Genomic DNA, 20,372 nt, shown 5'->3' with positions numbered 1-20,372 from the left:
TAGTAAACCTGTTTTATTTTTACAGTTATACTCGACTAAATCGGTTAAGTCTAAACAGTATTAGCCCAAATAACTATCCTATATTTGCAAAATTGTGACCTGTTGAAATATTTGACAGGTAAAAAAATACATTTTTTATGTTTAAAAAGAGTCTGATTGCTCTTGCAATAGGTGGTTTTGGTATTGGTATGACCGAGTTTGTGATGATGGGAATCTTGCCGGATGTGGCTAAAGATCTGAACGTCACTATTCCTCAAGCGGGACACTTTATCTCTGCCTATGCCTTAGGTGTTGTTATTGGCGCTCCAATCCTTGTGGCAATTGCCGGTAATTATTCGCCAAAAAAGATTCTTTTATCCTTGATGATCGGGTTTACAGTCTTCAACTCGCTATCGGTTTTTGCTTCGAGTTACGGCTTAATGCTTATTTCCAGATTGCTTTCCGGCTTACCTCATGGTGCGTTTTTTGGTGTAGGTGCAGTAGTTGCAAGCAGACTCGTTGCCAAAGAAAAAGCGGCCAGTGCCGTAGCTATGATGTTTAGTGGTCTAACGGTGGCTAATATTATTGGTATTCCTTTAGGCACCTATGTAGGTCATAATATTTCGTGGCGCTACACCTTTATGATCGTAGTTTTTATAGGCTTACTCACCGTAATTGCCATTCGCTTTTGGCTTCCGAAGATTGAAAAATCAGAACCTATTCCTATCAAACAAGCTTTAAAGATTTTTAAACGTACCGAACTCTGGCTTATTCTGGCCATTACCGCCATAGGAACCGGAGGCTTTTTTGCGTGGTACAGCTACATTACACCTTTGCTTACCGAAGTTAGTGGCTTTGATAACGATATGGTCATTTTCATTCTTATGCTTGCCGGACTAGGAATGACCTGCGGAAATATTTTAGGAGGAAAACTCGCTGATAGTTTTTCACCTATAAAAGCTACTGCGATCTTATTAAGCGCGATGACGCTTTGTCTAATCACAATTTCTTTAATTGCACCTATTCAATGGGCGATGTTGCTAATGGTATTTGTAACAGGAGCTTTTGCTTTTTCAACAGCGCCTTCCATTCAAATGTTGATGATCAAATCGGCCAAAGAATCAGAAATGCTTGCTTCTTCGGTAAATCAAGCGGCTTTTAATATCGCCAATGCTGTAGGTGCCTTTTTAGGAGGCTTGCCTATCGCAGCGGGATATGGTTACACTTCGCCAGAACTTGTAGGAGCCTGTCTCGCATTTGGAGGGATTTTATTATCGATTAGCGTTATGGCCTTACGTAAGAAAAGAGCAAAGCAAGCGGCTGCTCAAGCCTAGTCAATAAGGATCAGTTCTTCCTGACGTTTGTTGATGTACTTGAAACCCTTAGGTCCCCAAAAACCATCCTCTTCAAGCATAATGCGAATATCTTTCCCCCATTGCGGGATGTTTACGGTCGTGTTTAATTCTATCGCATAAGCGGTATGCTCATAAAGTGGATAGTCGCCCGGACCGGGAACGCCTTCTTGTGCATCCCACATTCCAATTGTAGGTCCCGCAGAATGCCCGTACAACCCAAGTGGATGTGTATATATTGACGGCTGCAAACCAGCTGATTTAGCTTCAGCAAGGGATTTTAATAAAATCTCATTACCGGTTTTTCCGGTAGCAAAGTTTGAAGTAAAAATATCCTGAACTTGATTTCCTTTTTTGAAGGCTTCCTCTAGAAAATCTGGTGCTTTCGTTTCTCCTTCTTTTAAAACATAAGCGTGCTCCTGGCAATCTGTATTCAGTCGTAAATAAGAAATACCAAAATCACAATGCAGCAAATCGCCGGGCTGAATAACCTGTCCTTCGCTATGATTTGTAAAAGCTGTGATATGACTTTCAAGCGGTTCATTAGAACGCTGAATATCTACTGTAGGGTGAAACCACGTATCCAGTCCCATCTCGGTAACCTTTTGTCTAAAAAACCAAACCACATCTTCGGTCGTAGTTTTACCAGGTGTTATGACTTTTGAACTGAAGGCTTCCTGTATAATATCATGCGTAATGCCCACCAACTCTTCAAAAAGTTGCATCTCAAGTGCGCTGCGTGTTTCAATCCAACCTACCGCAAGAGCTTCAGCTGAAACTACCTTGTTTTTATAAGTTTCAGGAAGGGCTTTCATAAACAACTCATAATCTGTTTTGGAAATTCCGTCTGCAATTCCGTAGTTATCAGAATAATTCAATGCAATTTTCTCCGGATCGCGCTCCTCTATGAGTTGCATCAAGGCTTCCCATTGATCAGGTTGTTTTTCTTTATCCCAAGCCGAAGTGATATTCTCACCTATATTGTAGCGGGCCACCGCTAGTTTTTCTAATTTGAATCGATCTTCATCCCAGTAAAACACAAGCATGGTACGTCTTCTTGCATTGAGCCAAGTCGCCGGTAACATGGTACGCACAACAGGATCTTCATTATACTCCCGCGTGATAAGCACCCACATATCAATGCCGGTACGCGACATCACATCGGGCAAAACACGTTTAAAACGCTCTTCAAGTATTTTATCTACCAAAGCCGCACGATCGCGTTCGGGTAAAATTTGAGCGTAAGTAGTAAAAGAAAGAAAGATGGAGAAAACAGTTAGGTAAAGAAATCTATGCATTAGGAGAATTTAAAAGTCGTACCTAAATTACATATTAGGCTCCAATAAAAAAAGGTGCTTAAAGCACCTTTTCTATATTAATTATCTCGTTTCTTTTTTCGCTTTCGCACTGCGGAACTGGAAAAATCCATCGCGATGAGTTTTTCTACTTCTTCTTCGGTCATTATAGATTTCAGATTGGTTTTAAACTCGTTTTGCATACGCTCAAAATCTTTACGCATAGTTTCCTGATCTTTGGTTTGATCTTTTTGCAATGCCATTATATTATTAAAATAATCTTCCAAATAGGTGCGCAGCACTTCGGTTTGAAAAGGGTCAAGTTCAAACTCGGCAACATAATCTGGTAAACGCTCTTCGGCAATTTCTGCAGCTGTAGGAGGTTCTTCGGTAGGGCCTTGAGGTGTTTGACTGGCTCCCATACTGCTCATTCGGCTGCGACCGTAACCGCCATAACCCCCGTAGCCTCTACCATACCCGTACTGAGCATAGATTGACTGCATTGAAAATAAAGTGATTGCGATAATAAAAATATAGCGCATAATATAAATTTTTGCTAAAGATACTAAGTTAAACCTAATTCTAAGAATTCTGTACGGCTTCTAAATTAGCATAAATTGTGCCTAAATTTCTTCGGCTGCAGTAAGGGACTTTAAGGTAGCGCCACGCTTTACTTTTCCGTTATGCGTGCGTACAAACTTAGGTGTACAAAAGATACGTTTTGGAGTTTCATACTTTCCTAAAACCTCAAAATTGAGACGGGAAGCGTCAAAACTATCACATTCTATAACAAGAATTAGGCGTTCTCCTAAAGCATCATCTTGCTCTGCACCAATGATAAACGGAACATCTATTTGATGCGCCAGTTTTTTCTCGATAGATTCTGGATACAATTTGATGCCGCCGCTGTTTACGACATTATCAATACGACCTAACCATTGGAATTTCTTATACGAAATCAAATCCACCAAATCGTTTGTAACTATAGGATCTGTCGCAACTTTTGGCGCTTTGATGACCAGACAACCACGCTCATCTTTACTCACGGTGACTTTGCTAAGCGTTTTAAATGGAGGTTCTGTTTCTCTATTCTTTTTTGAATTTACACGACGTACTGCGATATGGGTTACGGTTTCAGTCATTCCGTAGGTCTCGTAAATTTTGGTCGGGCAATCCTGAACCAGCTCTTTTAAAGTTTGGGAAAATGGCCCACCACCTACAATGAGTTTAGCCAGCAAATGCATTCTTGCAATACTATTATCAAGCTGAAAAGGCGTCATTGCAGAAAAATCATAACGCTTCAACACCTGATCTAACGGATTGGATTTAGGCGGAACAACATCGAGTTTCCAACCTAAAATTACGGCGCGTACAAGCATCAATTTTCCGGCGATAAAACGGGTAGGCAAGCAATGTAGAGCTGTAGTTCCTGCTTCTAACTTAAAGCGCTTTCCTGTAGCTTTAGCGCTATTGATCATATGTTTTTTAAGAAGCTTAATACTTTTAGGCGCTCCTGTAGAACCGGAAGTATTGACTAAAACATAATCTTTATCATTGAGCCAGTCTAGGATAAATTCGCCAAGTTCTTGCTCATAAAGTTCTCCTGTTTTCTGAATCTCCTGAGCAAAATCTCTAAGCCCGGAAGCCTTATAGGAAGTTCCGTTAAGTTGAAATTCTGGGTGTACAGGATATTTAGACATCACTTTAAATTTAATCAGGCACTAAATTATCGTCAAGCTGTAATTCTTTTGGCTTGTCAACCGGACCAAAGAGTTTTTCCTTCCAGCCGGTCCATTTATACTTATAAGCCAAAATCCCTAAAAAGATAGGATAAATTATAAAAACGGGCAATACGTCTACAATTCCGGCAGTAGGATCTGAGATATCTTTAAAAATAGAATAAGTTTGAAATGCGGTCCAATCAGCGGTAACTAATAAGGCTGAAATTAAATTGTTTGCTGCGTGAAAGCCTAGAGCAAGCTCCATTCCTTCATCCATCAAGGTCATAATTCCCAGAAGTAAACCGGTACCAAAATAGAATACCATTACAATGTCACCCATAGCACCGATTTCCGGATTAAAATAATGTAATCCTCCAAAAATAAAGGAAGTCATCACCAAGGGAAACCATCTGTTTTTTGCCAAAATACCAAAACCCTGCATCAGGTATCCTCGAAACACAAATTCTTCCACACTGGTTTGAATGGGCACAAAAAGAATGGCAACCACACACAAAATTAAAAACGGAATCAAATTGAAGGTAACTTCAAATTCTTCCGGAGCCATAAAATAGGAGAGCAATGTAGTTCCTATGGTGTAAATGGTAATCATTATAAAAGCAAACCAAACGCGTCCCCAATCAAATTTCTTTCGAGTGGTAATGATGTCTTTCATCTTCTGTTGATGTAAATATTTTACAGCAAGAAAAACTCCGCCAAGAGCAAAAACAAAAGACAATAGCATAAGGAACAAAGTCAAGTTTTTATCCAATACCCCCATCAACGTAGCTTGATCGAGGCTGCCCATTGCGTCTCCTAATTCTTCAGGATTGCCGTCATTATCCATCCATAGTTTTCCCAGAATGGCAAGTGTAAGTGGTATTTGACCAATTACTGATGCGATAATAATAAGAACCGAGCCCACCAGATACCTCCAAAACTCGTGCAACGCTTTATACGCCTGTGCTATAAACATAAATTAAAATTGAAAACTCCAGCGATTCTCCGGTACGTACCACAATTCACCGTGTTTAATTTCTAAAGGGGAAGATACATTATTTGTATATAACGCGCCAGTACCCAATCCTTGCGGAATTGTGGTTTGTTTTGAATAGGTGTACTGCGCAATGGCATTGAGGCCAATATTACTTTCTAATGCTGAAGTAATCCACCATCCTATGCCCTGCTCTTCTGCAAGTTGAATCCAGGTATCGCATCCGCGGAAGCCACCAACTAAACTGGGTTTCAAAATAATGTATTGTGGCTTTATTTTTTGCAGTAATTCTTTTTTCTTGGCATAACCAAAAACACCGATTAACTCTTCATCCAGCGCAATAGGCAAAGGTGTTTTTGCACACAACTGCGCCATCTCATTTTCCTGATGTTGTTTGATAGGCTGCTCGATAGAATGCAAATCTAATACTGCAAGACGTTCTAATTTCTGTAACGCTTCGTCTGGAGCAAAAGCACCATTGGCATCAACGCGGAGTGTTATTTCCTCTTCTGGAAAACGGTCTCGTATTCCTTGAAGCAATTCAATTTCAGCATCAAAATCTATCGCACCGATTTTCATCTTTATACAATCAAATCCGGCGGTAAGTTTGTCGCTTATTTGCTCCTGCATAAAATCGGGTTCTCCCATCCAGATGAGTCCGTTAATGGCTATTCCTTCTTTTCCCTGAGTAAATGCTGAAGGAAAAAGTTCAAAAGGATTTTGAGCACGAAAAGACCTAAACGCCATTTCTACCCCAAACTGAATGCTCGGGAAATCGGTAAGCCGCTCATAAAGGGTTTCTTCTCCAAGATGAATGTTATCGCAAACCCATTTTAGCGTTTCTTCATAGTCAGGACGGTCGTCAATACTGAGTCCGCGTAGGATTCCACATTCTCCAAAACCAACCTTACCCAGTTCTTCAATTTTGATAAACCAGGTCTCCTTTACATTCATAACGCCCCGCGAAGTCCCGCTGGGGCGTTTAAAATTTAAAACGAATTTTTTATAAGATGCTGTCAAAAATGGTGTGTTTAGAGTTCGTACGAACTACCAATTTCTAAAAGTGTAAGTTGCTTTTCAACTGCATCGAAGGCTTTGATCGCACCTTCGTGATCAATCTCAATGTAGCCAAAGGTATCATAGTGACACCCGATGATATTTTTACATTCGACAAAATCACTTGCTAGAACAGCGTCTTTGATTCCCATAGTAAAGTTGTCACCTATAGGCAAAATCGCAAGGTCAAGATCAAACTCCATCGGGATGAGCTTCATGTCCATTGTAAGGGCGGTATCCCCTGCCATATAAATAGTTTTTCCGTCGATACTGAAAATAAATCCGCCCGGCTGACCACCATAACTTCCGTCGGGAAATGAACTCGTATGAATCGCATTTACATACTTTACTTTTCCGAAAGGAAATGACCAACTCCCGCCGTGATTCATAGGATGCGTTTCGATCCCTTTTTCACCGTAATGATTTGCGATCTCAAAATTGCTCACTATAACAGCATCAGCTTGTTTGGCAATAGCTTCAGCATCTAAGGTATGATCTTGATGCGCATGTGTCAAAAAGATATAATCTGGATTTAAGGTTGAAATGTCAACTTTGTCTTTGGCTAGTTCGTTTCCGGTAATAAACGGATCTGTAAGAATCGTTGCTTTTTCAGTTTCAAAGGCAAAACAATTTTGTCCGTAGTAGGTAATTTTCATAATTGTGAATTTTTGCAACTAAATTTCGTCAAGCAGAAGCACATCAAAAAATCCTTTACTATAAGTTTTCGTTAAAAAAAGATTTAAAACAGAAAACCCAACGTAAACAAGACCGAAAAGAAGAAAGTAGCCAATGCCACTTTTTTGAGTTCAGGATCAAGCAAGGCAGGGTTTTCATTTTTTGAAACATGGATCAAATGCTTCCCTAACGGAATAAAAACCACAAATGCGATTGCAGACCACAAGAATGTGTTTGTGAGATAAAAGAAGAGTAAACTCGCTAAAAAAGCACCCAGGATCAAAGAATAATGATAATACTTGACCTTAGTTGCTCCTAAAAATACGGCGAGCGTATTTTTATTTGCTCGTGTATCGCTAAGACGATCTCTCATATTATTAAGATTGAGCACCGCAATACTTAAAAACCCAATCGTTAATGCGGGTAGAAAAACCGTCCAATCCAGATGTAGCGCGTAGAGGTAATAGCTTCCCACAACTGCGACCAGACCAAAAAATATAAAAACAAACAAATCGCCTAGACCACGATAGCCATAAGCGCCTTTGCCTACGGTATATTTTATTGCAGCCAAAATCGCTAAAACTCCTAAAACAAAGAACAGTGTAGACTCTAAGAAGCGCTCCCAACCAAAGGCCGTGTAAATAAGCGCAATACTTATTAAAAGAGTGAGAGTCGCGGTAAAAATCATTCCGTTTTTTAATTGCTTGGCCGTTAAAAGACCGCTTTGCATCGCCCGCGCCGGACCTATGCGCTCGTGATTATCGGTTCCTTTTACTCCATCGCCATAATCATTTGCAAAATTAGAAAGTACTTGAAACCCTAAAGTCGCCAGCAAAGCCAGAATACAAATATCCCACCTAAAAACTCCCGCGTGGTAAGCAAGCGCGCTACCTACAATTATTCCTGAAACCGAAAGCGGCAGTGTACGCAAGCGGGCTGCTGAAATCCATACTTGAACTGGTGTCATAGTTACATATTTACAACAAAAATAAACTTATAAAAGCGTTTAGGAAACAAACCAATATAATTTACGAGCTGCATAAAAAAAGAAACGAAAGCGTTGTAGTGATCTTTTAAATCGCTATTTTAACCATAAGATTGGGTCATACCCTATTCAAGAACAAATACTTAGAAAAGACCAAATTCTACCTATCACCATATTAACACCAGAACAATGAAAAAAATTTTACTTCTGAGTTTAATCAGTCTGACACTCTACAGCTGTGCCGAAAAGAAAAAAGAGCCAATCCCTACCCGTGAAGAAGAACAGTCTATTGATAAAAAATGGTGGAAAGAAGCCATAGTTTATCAAATCTACCCTAGAAGTTTTCAGGATACAGATGGTGACGGTGTAGGAGATCTACAAGGTATCATCAACCGGCTAGACTATGTAAAAGATCTTGGAGTTACTGCCGTATGGCTCAACCCGATTTACAGTTCGCCCAACGATGATAATGGCTACGATGTGAGCGATTATAGAAATATTATGAGTGATTTTGGCACTATGCAAGATTTTGACACGATGCTTTCTGAGATGCACGCAAGAGATATTAAACTTGTGATGGACATTGTGGTAAATCACAGCAGCGATGAGCACCCGTGGTTTAAAGAAAGTCGTAGTTCAAGAGACAATCCCTATCGTGATTATTACCACTGGTGGCCCGCAGAAAAAGGAGCCCCCCCTTATCGCTATAGCCTTTTTGATGCTGAAGGAAATGCCTGGAAATATGATGAGAAAACCGATGCATATTACCTGCATTATTTCTCTCAAAAACAGCCCGATCTAAACTGGGAGAATCCTAAAGTGCGCCAAGAAGTTTATGATATTATGACCTTTTGGGCTGAGAAAGGCGTTGACGGCTTTAGACTTGATGCATTTCAATTTGCAGCAAAAGACACTACATTTCCTGAGTTTCCCGAGGGTTTTGAGAAAAACTTCATTCAGTATTATGCGATGCAAGATGGCTTGCACGAGTATCTAAAAGAAATGAATGAGCAGGTTCTTAGTAAATATGATGTGATGAGTGTTGCCGAAGGCGCAGGAAGAACGCTGGAAGAGGCGCACGAACTCGTAGATGCTGATCGTAAGGAGATCAATATGGCATACGCCTTTGACGGGGTTGACATTCCTAAAGTAGACGGTTACAAACTTTCAACTTTCAAAGAAACCTTTTCAAAATGGGATAGTGCTTTTGCCGATAAAGGCTGGATCTCTATTTTCTTATCCAATCACGACCAAGCCCGTATGGTGAGCAGGTATGCTAATGATAGTCTGCCCTATCGCGCTCCGTCTGCAAAAATGCTCAACACATTTATCTTGACTATGCGTGGAACACCTTATTGCTATTTTGGAGACGAACTAGGAATGACCAACAACCCAAAACTTCAAAACATTGAAGACTATCAGGATATCGCTGCAATAAACGGATACAAAAAGGCAAAAAGTCAAGATGAAGATATGGAAGCATTTATGCGGAATTTACGCTTTGGCTCCCGTGACCACGGCAGAACACCGATGCAATGGGACGCTTCAGAAAATGCAGGTTTTACCACTGGAAATCCGTGGTTACCGTTAAATCCTAATTATGCTGAAATCAATACTCAGGCTGAAGAAGCCGATGAGAATTCGGTATTAAATCATTTTAAAAAACTGACTGCTTTGAGAAAAAATGCAGACGCTTTGATTTATGGAGATTACGAACTCTTGATTCCAGAGCATCCGCAAGTGTATGCGTACACACGTAGTTTAGGCGACGAGCAGTTTCTAATCGTACTCAACTTTAGCCAAGAGCAAACTTCAGTAGAATTAGAAGGTCTCAGCAGCTTTTCAGAACTAAAAATCAACAATTATTCTAATCTGAAAAAGACTGCCAAAACACTAAGCCTTGCCCCCTATCAAGCGGTGATTTTGGCAAAGTCTTAGCTACACTTTAGTGATTATTTAATAGGTAACAAGACTTTTAAAAAGGTTTGTATATGTAACTTCAAAATCAACCTAACCAAAATACAACCTATGGAAACCTCTTACTTTTTTAAAAATCTAAATATGGTCCCCGAAGTCTTTTTGGGGACTCTTTTTATTTTTCTGCTTGTGGTTATTCTTACCCGCATTTTTGGGTTGAAGAGTTTTAGTAAAATGACCGGTTTTGACTTTGTCATCACAGTGGCCATTGGTAATATTATTGGGATGAGCATCAATTCTAGTAAACCGGCAATTCTTCTGGGCGCCTTCATACTACTTGCGCTTTTTTCCTTAAACTATGCAGTAACCCTATTGCGCTTCAAGTCTAAAAAAGCCGAAGATCTAATAGACAACGATCCTCTATTATTAATGGAAAACGGTGAGGTTCTAGAAGAGAACATGAAAGCCAGTAAAGTCACCCAAGCTGAACTGCAATCTAAATTACGAGAAGCAAATGTGATCAGACTCAATCAGGTAAAAGCGGTTATTTTAGAAACCACAGGAGAAATAAGTGTACTTCACACCAATAACGCTAATATTACCATTGAAGACTATATTCTAGGTGATGTAGTGAGAAGTCGCTCCTAATCCTCAAAACTCCATTATACAGTAAAAGAACCGGTCAAACACTCAGTTAAACGTTTTAGCAATGCACTGAAAATCAAACCGCTTCAAGCAGGATAGCACAGGGTACCATTTAAAAAATCCTTCCCTAATTTTACAAATATTTAAGATTTTACATGTTTTGCGATATCGATTTCGCTAATTTAAGTTCATTTTAATAATTGTAACATATGAAGTTATCATTACGTTTTAACACTTTGCTGGTTGTCAGTTTCTTTTTAATTGCCGCTTTGGGTGTGCTCTCGTGTGATTCAGACGACACCTTGCCCGCAAGGCCTGAAGAAACCAGTGTAGCTCAACTCCAAGCGTTTTCAGCTAAATCTGGTAAGAACAGAGTACTCATTGAAGGTACTATTCCTGCCAATTCAAATATCACCGAAGTCACCATTTATTGGAATGACAAAGCAGATGCTAAAAGCATTTCTGTAAGCTCTAGCAGTGAAGAGCAACATATCGCTACTTTTATCGAAGACCTAGAAGAAGGCTTTTATACATTTGAAGCGCAAACGATTGATGCTTCAGGCAACGGGTCGGTAATTCTAACCGGAGGTTCTGAGGTTTATGGCGATCCTTACATAAGTACACTATTTAACAGACCTGTAGACACCAACTATTTAAGCCGAAATGAACTAGAAATCGTTTATGGAGGAATGGATCTTACCACAGGTGTGATTGGTACCGAAATCATGTATGAGAATACAGACGGTGAGATGGAAACCATTTATCTACCTATTGAAAATGATCAAGTACGTATAGAAAATTTCAAGAGAAATGCTTCTTACAGCTATCGCAGCCTGTTTATTCCTTCTCCTGTATCAATAGATACGTTTTATACAGACTATACCAGTTTTAAACCAGAGCCGCCGTTCCCAACCCTAGTTAATGCAGCAGTACCTTTCCTTGCTTCTTCGGTACAAGGTAGATGGGGAATTCTACAAGACTGGACTACTACAGAACCTGTACGCGTGCACGCCGGAGGTCACGGTGGATGGGATGAGTGGAATAATAATATTTTCAATATTGAATCAGGATGGGGAGCTCCCGCCATTACCAACGGAAAAATCTATCAAACGGTAGAAGCTAAGCCCGGTGATTATGCCTTAGAAGTTTCGGTACGTGACAGTAACCATAGCGAGAGTGACGAAGGAGGATCGTACTTTGTAGTTGCCAAAGGTATGACCTTACCAGATGTAGCCGATGTGACCACAGCCTCAGAAGTTTTAGTTTATGAACGCATTCACACAACCGCCGTAAGCAACCCGGAAACCTACAGACTTGAATTTTCTGTTGATGAAATTTCTGATATAACCATTGGACAAATCACTACGCAATGGGGACAAACCCCTGGGCGTTTCTGTAACATTTTCTCGTTTGAAATTGTCGCCAATGAATAACTTATTTATTTGAACTAGCCTTCAAATAGAAAGGGGAACTTTTAATAAAAGTTCCCCTTTCTATTTTTTGATAAGTCATAAAACTTACTTACTCGCCTGATCTAAAGCGTCAAGATCTTCTTTATCTAAGGTTAATTTTGGGGCTTCAAAAATGGTCTTTAATTGCTTCTCGCTGGTTGCGCTCGCAATAGGGGCTCCTATATGAGGCTGTGCAATCAACCAAGCCAAAGAAACTGTCGCTTGTGAAGTATTGTATTTTTCTGAAACTTGATCTAATGCTTTCAACACCGCTAAACCTTTTTCATCTAAATATTTTTTTACACTGTCTCCCCGAACGCTTTTGTTAAGGTCATCTTCAGAGCGGTATTTCCCGGTCAAAAATCCTGAAGCCAATGACCAATACGGGAAAACGGTAAGATTGTATTTTTCGGCTAAGGACGCATAGTTGCTCTCGTAGCCTTCACGTTCAACTAAATTGTAATGCGGTTGTAAGGCTTGATATTTGGGTAAATTATACTTTTCTGAAGCTGCGAAAGAGGCTTCTAAACGTTCTGGTGAAATGTTTGATGCAGCAATATAACGGACTTTTCCTGCTTTTATAATTTCATTATAGGCTTCAAGCGTCTCTTCTACAGGAGTTTTTTCATCATCAAAATGCGTATAATACAAGTCAATATAATCGGTTTGTAAGTGCTTAAGTGATTTATCAACCGCTTCCAGAATGTGTTTTTTACTCGTATCAACAGGATGTTTTCCGGTTTCTCCACCTACTTTAGTCGCCATGATGATTTGATCTCTCTATTTCCGCGAGATTTCATCCATTTTCCTAAAATGGTTTCAGATTGACCACCTTCTTTTCCGTCAACCCAGTACGAGTACATATCTGCGGTATCAATAAAATTGAAGCCGTGATCTACAAAGGAATCAAGAATTTCAAAGGATTCTTTTTCATCTAAGGTCCAACCAAAAACATTTCCTCCTAAATTAATAGGTGCCACGTTTAAGTTTGTTGTACCAATTTGTATCTTTTTAATCATCCAGTTATTTTAGAATTATACAATATAGTTTGCTACACCACCATCTACGCGCAATGCTGCTCCGTTTGTCGCTGCCGAAAGCGGACTCGCTACATACACGACCATATTGGCAACTTCTTCAGTCTCTGCAAATCGCTGAATTAACGAAGTAGGTCTGCGCTCTTCAAAAAAGGCTTCAACAACTTTTTCTACCGAAGTATTCTTTTCTTTAGCAGTTTCTTTTAGGTCGTTGGCATTAGCTCTACTCATGGTTGGCCCCGGCAATACGCTGTTTACGGTGACATTAGTTCCCTTACTCAGTCTTGCCAGACCTCTTGAGATCGCAAGTTGTGCGGTTTTACTAAAACCATAATGAACCATTTCAGTTGGAATGTTAAGCGCCGATTCACTAGAGATGAAAATGACACGGCCTTCATTCTTTTTAAGCATTTTAGGAAAGTAATGTCTGGCTAAACGTACGCCGCTCATCACATTTACTTCAAACATCTCAAACCACTCCTCATCAGTAATATTTTCAAAGTCTACTTGATTAAAAATCCCTACATTATTCACGAGAATATCAACATCAGGAATCTCTTCAAGCAGATGATCTATGTGTTCTTTCTTAGCAAAGTCGGCTACGATTCCTGTAATCTCCTTGTTGTCCGTCTCCTTTTTTAATTCTTTAATAACCTCTGCGATGTCATTTGCTTTTCTTCCATTAATGATAACGTGCGCACCTTCTTGTGCAAGTCCTTTTGCAATGGCTTTTCCTATTCCGGCTGTTGAACCGGTTACCAATGCAGATTTTCCTTTTAACTTTAAATCCATAGCTATTTTTTGTTGTTAGTTGCTTTTGCTCAATAGTCCTTTATTGTACTCTGAAAACAAGAAGAGGATGGCCAGGTATAAACCGTAGAACAGTTGAATCCCAATAGCCGACCAATTCTCCTGAAATGAGCATCCAAAAATGAGAATACAAATGAGTGAAATGCCCACAGCAGTAGTCTCCCTTGCTTTAAAACCAATGATAAGGGCGATTCCTAATAGTAATTCAATAAAAGGAAGTATAAGGGCGAAAGGCTTAACGAGTTCAACCGGCAAATAGGTTTCGGCAAAGGAGCTTGTCATACCCTGAGCAAAAGCGCTTAGTTTAGGAATACGAATAAAACCATGTCCCAAAAAACTAAACCCTATAGGCAATCGGGCTAAAGTATATGCTGCGTGTTTATTTTTCATAGTACTTAAGTGATCTCATCTAAGCATTTCAATTTTGAAACAATCAATAGACAAAAGCTTTACATTTTCTACTACGAAATAACAACAGATTAACACACAAGTCCTTGTAAAAACATATCATTAAACTGTAATTTTACATCATGAAACGTTATACTCAGTTTAACAGATTAATTGTAGATGACTTTACCACCGATGTCTGGACGCATCCACTACATAACCACAATCATTATGAAGTTATCTTTATCAGGTCTGGCTCTGGTATTCATCATTTAAATAATAGTTTGGTTCCTTATCACGCAGGACATTTGTATTTATTAGGTCCTGAAGACGAACACGAATTCATCATTGAGGAGCCTACAAACTTTGTATATTTCAAGTTTACCAAACTTTACTTTGACACGTTTGACGGTGAAAATCCTGCCGTATGGAATCAACACATTGACAAACTACTCAGTAAAAAATGGAGCCGAAAGCGCAATCTGCTGAAAAACAAAGAAGACATAAACATCGTTGATGATCTCTTTAAACTTATTGTAACCGAATATGAACGAAATGCACTATTGAGCAAAAAATTGGTCAACCATCATTTCAAAGCTATTTTACTAGTACTGAACAGAAACGGACCCAATTCCGACAAAAAACAACAACGAAGAGCAGATTCTGACATCACCGAAGCCTTGCTGGAATACATTGAACTCAATATTTACGACCCAAAAAGTGTATCTCAAAAAGAGATCGCGCGGTATTTTCATTATTCTCCAAATTATATCGGTATCCTCTTCAAGAAAAACATTGGCACTTCGCTTAAGAAATACATTCAAGATTATCGTTTTAACCTTTTAAAACAACGACTCAAACATGGTCATCAGAGTACCAAACAACTCAGTCTTGATTTCGGGTTTACAGACGAAAGCCACCTGCACAAATTTGTAAAAACACAGTCGGGAAAAAGTCTTATAAGCTTAAAAGAAGAACTCGTTCCTGAGATAATTTTGTAAAAATTCCCGTAACTCACCTGAAAAGTATAGTGCTTTGCTTCAGTTTTAACATCTCTGACTAAAACATTGGCACTTTCTTTTAAGTATTTAATTATCAGTAATTTGAAATTTTAAATTATGTGAATTTTTAGATTTCCGGCTTAACATTGCTTAACAGAACCGTTGTTTTTTTAATATTTCTTAAGCAGCGACGTGTAGGATATAGCCCTAGCTTAGTACTAAACATTTAAAATCTAAAAAGATGAAACGTTTATTTATATATACAAGCACGGCAATTTTATCATTAGCATTATTTGCTTGTAATACCAACACGACGAAGAAAGATTTGGCACAAAATAAAGTCGTAGAGCAACAACCGGAAAAACCCGAGCCACCCGAGGTTGTAGTTCCCGAAGGTTATGATTTATACAAGAGCCCAAACCTTATGAACGGTTGGAAACTAAATTTTCTGCATCCGGAGCACGCATCAGTTGAAGGCAAAGGAAATCAATTGACGATTCGATATACGGGTGAAGACAATTCTTTTTATGGTGGATTAACCGATGGGTTTATTGTTTCTATGACGATGAGTACTGATGAAGCTTTGAAGCAAAGGATTGAAAATAATACTCCGGAGAAAATGGGTGATTATGAGGTGTATTCTTACCGTGCATTGAATAGCATTGGTTCTGCACAAGTTGAACACTATTTAATTCAATTGACTGAAGCGGGAGATTCACAACCCGTATATGCCGATTTCTCAATGGCCGTAAAAGGTAATTCTGAAAAGGAGTATAATGCTTTAATTAAAGCCATCTTTGAGTCGATGTCTTGGACAAAGACAACGGTTTAAATACCTATAACTAACTAATTAAAAAGGCGCCGATGGCGCCTTTCTTATTTATAACTGCGGAAGTTTTATCGCTTTAAATTCGGTAATGATTTCGGCGACTACTTCTGCTGCGGGTTTAATTTCGTGAATGAGTCCGGCGATTTGACCTATTTCTAGTTCGCCCTCTTCAAGATCGCCCTCAAACATTCCCTTTTTTGCTCTTCCACGTCCTAATAGCGCGCTCAATTCTTCTTTGGTCGGCGTGCTTTCATAAAGACGCTTTACGTCTGTGTAGAACTTATTCTTCAGTAATCTTACGGGAGCAAGCTCTTTTAAAGTAAGTTCGGTAGCGCCTTCTTTAGCCTCTACTACCAAATCTTTAAAAGCTTGATGACTGCTTGCTTCAGGTGTAGCGACAAATCTGCTACCTATTTGTACACCATCCGCTCCCAAAATCATCGCAGCAAACATTCCCTTTCCTGTTGCAATACCACCTGCGGCAATTAAAGGAATTTCTAGCTGCTCTTTCACCATGGGAATCAACGTAAAAGTCGTCGTCTCCTCGCGACCATTATGGCCTCCTGCTTCAAAACCTTCAGCGACCACAGCATCAACGCTTGCATCCTGGGCTTTCAACGCAAACTTTACACTGCTTACTACGTGCACGACTTTTATACCGTGATCTTTCAAATGCGTCGTCCAGGTTTTAGGATTTCCGGCGCTGGTAAATACAATTTGAACTCCTTCTTCGATAATGATTTGCATCAGTTTATCGATATCCGGATACAGCAATGGTACATTTACGCCAAAAGGCTTTGTAGTTGCTGCTTTACATTTTTGAATATGTTCACGCAGTACTTCGGGATACATAGAACCCGCACCTATAAGTCCCAGACCGCCGGCATTACTCACTGCACTGGCAAGTTTCCAACCGCTGTTCCACACCATTCCGGCTTGAATGAGTGGATATTCAATATCAAAAAGTGCTGTGATTCTATTCAAAATAAAAGTTTATGAGATTACGCCACTACCTAAGCATTCGTCGCCATCATACCAAGCTACAAATTGTCCTTCACTAATCGCAGATTGTGGATTTTCAAAAGAAACAAAAAGCCCATCTTCCACTTTATGCAACCAGGCTTTTTCAAGCGGCTGTCGGTAACGAATGCGTGCTTTAGTTTCTACAACTTCTCCTTCCTGAAGTTTTAGATCTTCTCTGATATAATGTACCTCATCCTCTTGCACAAACAACGCGCTGCGCAACAATCCCGGATGGTTTTTCCCTTGACCGGTATAGATCACATTTTCTTCAACGTCTGTATCTATCACAAAAAGCGGTTCTGGCGTACCCCCTACGGCAAGACCTTTGCGCTGCCCTTTTGTAAAATAATGCGCCCCTTGATGCTTGCCTACAACCTTACCTTCGGCAATGCTGTACTTTGGTTTTTTAGCTAATACAGCAACATCAGTCACGGCGACATCAGAATCATTAGCTTCTTGAAAATCGTTAATTTTTTCCTGAGCGCGTTCCGCAGGAATTTCTACAATCACGCCCTCTTTCGGCTTTAATTTTTGCTGAAGAAAATCAGGTAAGCGTACTTTCCCGATAAAGCATAAACCTTGAGAATCTTTCTTTTCTGCAGTCACCAAATCTTGTGCTTTTGCGATTTTACGCACTTCGCTTTTCTGCAAATGCCCAATAGGAAATAAGGTTTTGGCAAGCTGTTCTTGAGATAACTGACATAAGAAATACGACTGATCTTTATTAGCATCCGCTCCGGCTAGCAATTGATATACAGGCTTCCCATCAATTTCGGTCTCACCTCGCTGACAATAATGTCCTGTAGCCACATAATCTGCTCCGAGATCGAGCGCAATTTTCATAAAAACATCAAACTTGATCTCACGGTTGCACAACACATCAGGATTAGGTGTGCGTCCCATCTCATATTCCCAAAACATATAATCTACAATACGCTCTTTATATTGCTCGCTCAAATCTACCGTTTGAAAGGGAATCCCAAGTTTTTCTGCAACGAGCATGGCATCATTACTATCATCGAGCCAGGGGCATTCATCTGAAATGGTCACCGAATCATCGTGCCAGTTTTTCATAAACAAACCAATCACATTATAACCGGCCTCCTTCAACAAATATGCTGAGACGCTACTATCTACACCACCACTAAGGCCTACTACTACGGTTTTCATACAGTTCAATTTGAATGCTAAGTCGAATACTTTTGTGCAAAATTACGAAAACAAAGAGCGTATTTCTAAAAAACGAAAAGCTTCAGTAAGGTACTGAAGCTTTTCAATTTGTGGTGGGACAAAAAAGATTATTTATTGCGCTGCTGTTTTTCAGCTTGCTCCATCATTTCAGAAAACTTCTGAGAGAATTTGCTCTTCTTTTTTGGCTTTGCCTTAGCTGTAGCGATCTTCGCGTGAATTTTATCTTCATCTAAAATAAAATTCTTGATCACTAGCATAATTCCGATGGTAATCAGGTTTGAAATAAAGTAATACAAACTCAATCCACTCGCATAGTTGTTGAAGAAAAACAACATCATAATTGGTGATAAATACATCAGGAATTTCATATTCGGCATTCCCGGCTGCTGTGTTTGCTGCATACTTTGACCCGTTGTCATCGTCATATAAATGAAGATTGCAATTGATGCCAAAATCGGGAACAAACTCACGTGATCTCCGTAAAACGGAATATGGAACGGCAAGTCTGCAATTTTATCATAGCTCGATAAATCGTCTGCCCAAAGGAAGCTCTTATGTCTTAATGCAAATGCCGAAGGGAAAAAGGTAAACAAGGCATAGAACACAGGAATCTGAAGCAATCCGGGAATACAACCACTCAAGGGGCTGGCACCGGCTTTACTATAAAGCTTCATCGTTTCCTGCTGCTTCTTCATCGGGTTATCTGCATACTTCTCGTTGATCTCATTGATCTCCGGTCTTAAAACCTTCATCTTTCCTTGAGATAAGTACTGCTTGTACTGCACCGGAGAAAGCAATAATTTGATCGAGATCGTCAATAAAATAATGGCAATTCCTGCAGGGAAATAAGCGATCAAGAAATTAAAGAACGGGATGATCAAGTATTTGTTGATCACACCAAAAATCCCCCAACCTAACGGCATCGCTTCGTCAATATCTCGATCGTAGTTGTTTAAGATCTGATAATCGGTTGGACCATAATAGAAGTCCATCGCATAGTTAAGCTCGCCATTTACCGGCTTCAGCGTCATATTGGCTGCATACTGCTTGGTATATACGGTATCAACTTCTTCATCTTCAACCAAATTTTTAGAAGAAAAACGCACCTCATCAAAAGGTTGATCGGTTAATAATATAGAGCTGAAGAAATGCTGTCTAAAGTTAAACCAGTCTACATCGGTCTCGATCGCATCATCATCACCGGTCTGGTCTAATTTGTCGTGGTCTCCTTCTTCATATTCATAAGTTAAACGCGTATAACGGTTTTCATAAGTAATACTTTTTGCGTGACGATAACCCTTCAGTTGCCAATCTAAATTGATAGGCTGCGAAGTATTAACTACATTTTGTAATCCTACTGTTTTGATGCCGAAGCCCATCATATAGTCATCTGGCGTCAGCGTATAGCGGTATTCTAAATATTCTGAATCTGAAACTTTAAGTTTCATAGACAGCACTTGATTTTCTCCTTCTTTTGAAAGTGAAGGTTCAAAGTACAAGTTCTCACTGTTCAAGGTGCGATTATCTGTAGTGCTGAAGGTAAGATTGAATCGGCTGTTTCCATCTTTAATTAGGTAAACAGGAACAGAATCATAACTCTTGAAATTCTTCAAACGTGCTTCAGTAATAAAACCACCTTTGTTGCTCACTTTAAGCGCAAGCACATCGTTTTCCAGCTCGGTAACATCATCTGTCGCTGAAGGTAAAGTCGCTGAGTACGCAAAACTTCCTAAAGTAGCTTTGTAGCGCTCTAATGCCAAAGAGTCATTTTGCGGCGTGGTGCTTTCAACTACAGCATCGGTTTGCGATGCTTTTTCTGCAGCTGCTTCCTGAGCTTCAACCTGCTCTTCTTGTGCTTTTTGCGCAGCAAGTTCTTCTTCAGTTGGCTGGTTTTGCCAAAGCATAAATAATAAAATAGCTCCTATTAAAAGGAACCCAATCATTGACTGTTTGTCAAATTTCTTTTCTTCCATAATCATCGAGGCTCACGCCTTATTGTATTCGTATGTAATTTAGTTTACGGGAAA

20 protein-coding genes are annotated in these 20,372 nt (G+C 39.6%); 6 read left to right on the top strand and 14 right to left on the bottom strand.

All coding sequences use genetic code 11. The features are described from left to right. Positions 1 to 137: 137 nt before the first annotated feature. A complete protein-coding gene (locus WA338_RS15760) occupies positions 138 to 1,313 on the top strand; it encodes an MFS transporter (RefSeq protein WP_009781201.1) in 1,176 nt (391 codons plus the stop codon). Here WA338_RS15760 and WA338_RS15755 read toward each other — a convergent pair. From WA338_RS15755 to menA, 7 genes are all read right to left on the bottom strand, one after another. Then, a complete protein-coding gene (locus WA338_RS15755; RefSeq protein WP_009781202.1) occupies positions 1,310 to 2,629 on the bottom strand; it encodes a M24 family metallopeptidase in 1,320 nt (439 codons plus the stop codon). The two genes, WA338_RS15760 and WA338_RS15755, sit on opposite strands and share 4 nt — an antisense overlap. Positions 2,630 to 2,706: 77 nt before the next feature. After that, positions 2,707 to 3,168: a hypothetical protein gene (locus WA338_RS15750; RefSeq protein WP_009781203.1), complete on the bottom strand. Its 462-nt coding sequence runs from the start codon at positions 3,166 to 3,168 to the stop codon at positions 2,707 to 2,709. Positions 3,169 to 3,249: 81 nt separating this feature from the next. Continuing rightward, complete coding sequence (locus WA338_RS15745; RefSeq protein WP_009781204.1) at positions 3,250 to 4,326, bottom strand: AMP-binding protein; 1,077 nt, start codon at positions 4,324 to 4,326, stop codon at positions 3,250 to 3,252. A 10-nt stretch (positions 4,327 to 4,336) separates the two neighbouring features. Next, positions 4,337 to 5,320, bottom strand: a complete 984-nt coding sequence (locus WA338_RS15740) for a CPBP family intramembrane glutamic endopeptidase (RefSeq protein WP_040532892.1) — start codon at positions 5,318 to 5,320, stop codon at positions 4,337 to 4,339. A gap of 3 nt (positions 5,321 to 5,323) precedes the next feature. Further along, the gene (locus tag WA338_RS15735; protein WP_040532895.1) at positions 5,324 to 6,358 is read right to left on the bottom strand and encodes an o-succinylbenzoate synthase; all 1,035 of its coding nucleotides are present in this window, start codon (positions 6,356 to 6,358) and stop codon (positions 5,324 to 5,326) included. An 11-nt stretch (positions 6,359 to 6,369) separates the two neighbouring features. After that, the gene (locus WA338_RS15730) at positions 6,370 to 7,050 is read right to left on the bottom strand and encodes a metal-dependent hydrolase (protein WP_009781207.1); all 681 of its coding nucleotides are present in this window, start codon (positions 7,048 to 7,050) and stop codon (positions 6,370 to 6,372) included. Positions 7,051 to 7,133: 83 nt separating this feature from the next. Then, positions 7,134 to 8,036 (bottom strand): 1,4-dihydroxy-2-naphthoate octaprenyltransferase, encoded by a 903-nt coding sequence (menA, locus tag WA338_RS15725; RefSeq protein WP_009781208.1) that lies wholly within the window; start codon positions 8,034 to 8,036, stop codon positions 7,134 to 7,136. A 207-nt stretch (positions 8,037 to 8,243) separates the two neighbouring features. On the opposite strand from menA, the gene WA338_RS15720 reads away from it, so the two are divergent. The 3 genes from WA338_RS15720 (at position 8,244) to WA338_RS15710 (ending at position 12,049) form a co-directional block, all read left to right on the top strand. Next, entirely contained in the window at positions 8,244 to 9,992 is a 1,749-nt protein-coding gene (locus WA338_RS15720; protein ID WP_009781209.1) for a glycoside hydrolase family 13 protein, read from the top strand. A gap of 90 nt (positions 9,993 to 10,082) precedes the next feature. Beyond that, complete coding sequence (locus tag WA338_RS15715) at positions 10,083 to 10,619, top strand: DUF421 domain-containing protein (protein ID WP_272986904.1); 537 nt, start codon at positions 10,083 to 10,085, stop codon at positions 10,617 to 10,619. Positions 10,620 to 10,825: 206 nt separating this feature from the next. After that, positions 10,826 to 12,049, top strand: coding sequence for a DUF4998 domain-containing protein (locus tag WA338_RS15710; RefSeq protein ID WP_272986902.1), 1,224 nt, complete (start codon positions 10,826 to 10,828; stop codon positions 12,047 to 12,049). A gap of 84 nt (positions 12,050 to 12,133) precedes the next feature. On the opposite strand, the gene WA338_RS15705 is transcribed toward WA338_RS15710, so the two are convergent. From WA338_RS15705 to WA338_RS15690, 4 genes are read right to left on the bottom strand one after another with little or no spacing between them, the layout of a single operon-like run. Next, positions 12,134 to 12,832, bottom strand: coding sequence for an aldo/keto reductase (locus WA338_RS15705; RefSeq protein WP_336094119.1), 699 nt, complete (start codon positions 12,830 to 12,832; stop codon positions 12,134 to 12,136). Next, positions 12,817 to 13,086 (bottom strand): aldo/keto reductase, encoded by a 270-nt coding sequence (locus WA338_RS15700; RefSeq protein WP_336094117.1) that lies wholly within the window; start codon positions 13,084 to 13,086, stop codon positions 12,817 to 12,819. Before WA338_RS15700 ends, WA338_RS15705 begins: the two co-directional genes overlap by 16 nt. 15 nt (positions 13,087 to 13,101) lie before the next feature. Further along, positions 13,102 to 13,896: an SDR family NAD(P)-dependent oxidoreductase gene (locus WA338_RS15695; protein WP_272986900.1), complete on the bottom strand. Its 795-nt coding sequence runs from the start codon at positions 13,894 to 13,896 to the stop codon at positions 13,102 to 13,104. A 15-nt stretch (positions 13,897 to 13,911) separates the two neighbouring features. Further along, positions 13,912 to 14,304 (bottom strand): DoxX family membrane protein, encoded by a 393-nt coding sequence (locus tag WA338_RS15690; protein ID WP_272986898.1) that lies wholly within the window; start codon positions 14,302 to 14,304, stop codon positions 13,912 to 13,914. A gap of 140 nt (positions 14,305 to 14,444) precedes the next feature. Between WA338_RS15690 and WA338_RS15685 the strand changes: the two genes are divergently transcribed. Next, positions 14,445 to 15,302 (top strand): AraC family transcriptional regulator, encoded by an 858-nt coding sequence (locus WA338_RS15685; protein ID WP_336094114.1) that lies wholly within the window; start codon positions 14,445 to 14,447, stop codon positions 15,300 to 15,302. A 241-nt stretch (positions 15,303 to 15,543) separates the two neighbouring features. Then, complete coding sequence (locus WA338_RS15680; protein ID WP_336094112.1) at positions 15,544 to 16,134, top strand: hypothetical protein; 591 nt, start codon at positions 15,544 to 15,546, stop codon at positions 16,132 to 16,134. 48 nt (positions 16,135 to 16,182) lie between these two features. On the opposite strand, the gene WA338_RS15675 is transcribed toward WA338_RS15680, so the two are convergent. The 3 genes from WA338_RS15675 to yidC all read right to left on the bottom strand — a co-directional run bounded on the left by WA338_RS15675 (position 16,183) and on the right by yidC (position 20,318). Beyond that, entirely contained in the window at positions 16,183 to 17,118 is a 936-nt protein-coding gene (locus WA338_RS15675; protein WP_040532898.1) for an NAD(P)H-dependent flavin oxidoreductase, read from the bottom strand. A gap of 6 nt (positions 17,119 to 17,124) precedes the next feature. Further along, positions 17,125 to 18,324 carry a tRNA 2-thiouridine(34) synthase MnmA gene (mnmA, locus tag WA338_RS15670; RefSeq protein WP_009781219.1) on the bottom strand — a complete coding sequence of 400 codons (1,200 nt, stop codon included), beginning with the start codon at positions 18,322 to 18,324 and terminating at the stop codon, positions 17,125 to 17,127. Between the two features lie 128 nt (positions 18,325 to 18,452). Then, on the bottom strand, positions 18,453 to 20,318 hold the full coding sequence (gene yidC, locus WA338_RS15665; RefSeq protein WP_009781220.1) for a membrane protein insertase YidC: 1,866 nt from the start codon (positions 20,316 to 20,318) through the stop codon (positions 18,453 to 18,455). Positions 20,319 to 20,372 lie beyond the last annotated feature (54 nt).

The organism is Leeuwenhoekiella sp. CH_XMU1409-2 (assembly GCF_037029365.1).
Lineage (GTDB): Bacteria > Bacteroidota > Bacteroidia > Flavobacteriales > Flavobacteriaceae > Leeuwenhoekiella > Leeuwenhoekiella blandensis.
This window is presented reverse-complemented; position numbering and strand designations above follow the sequence as displayed.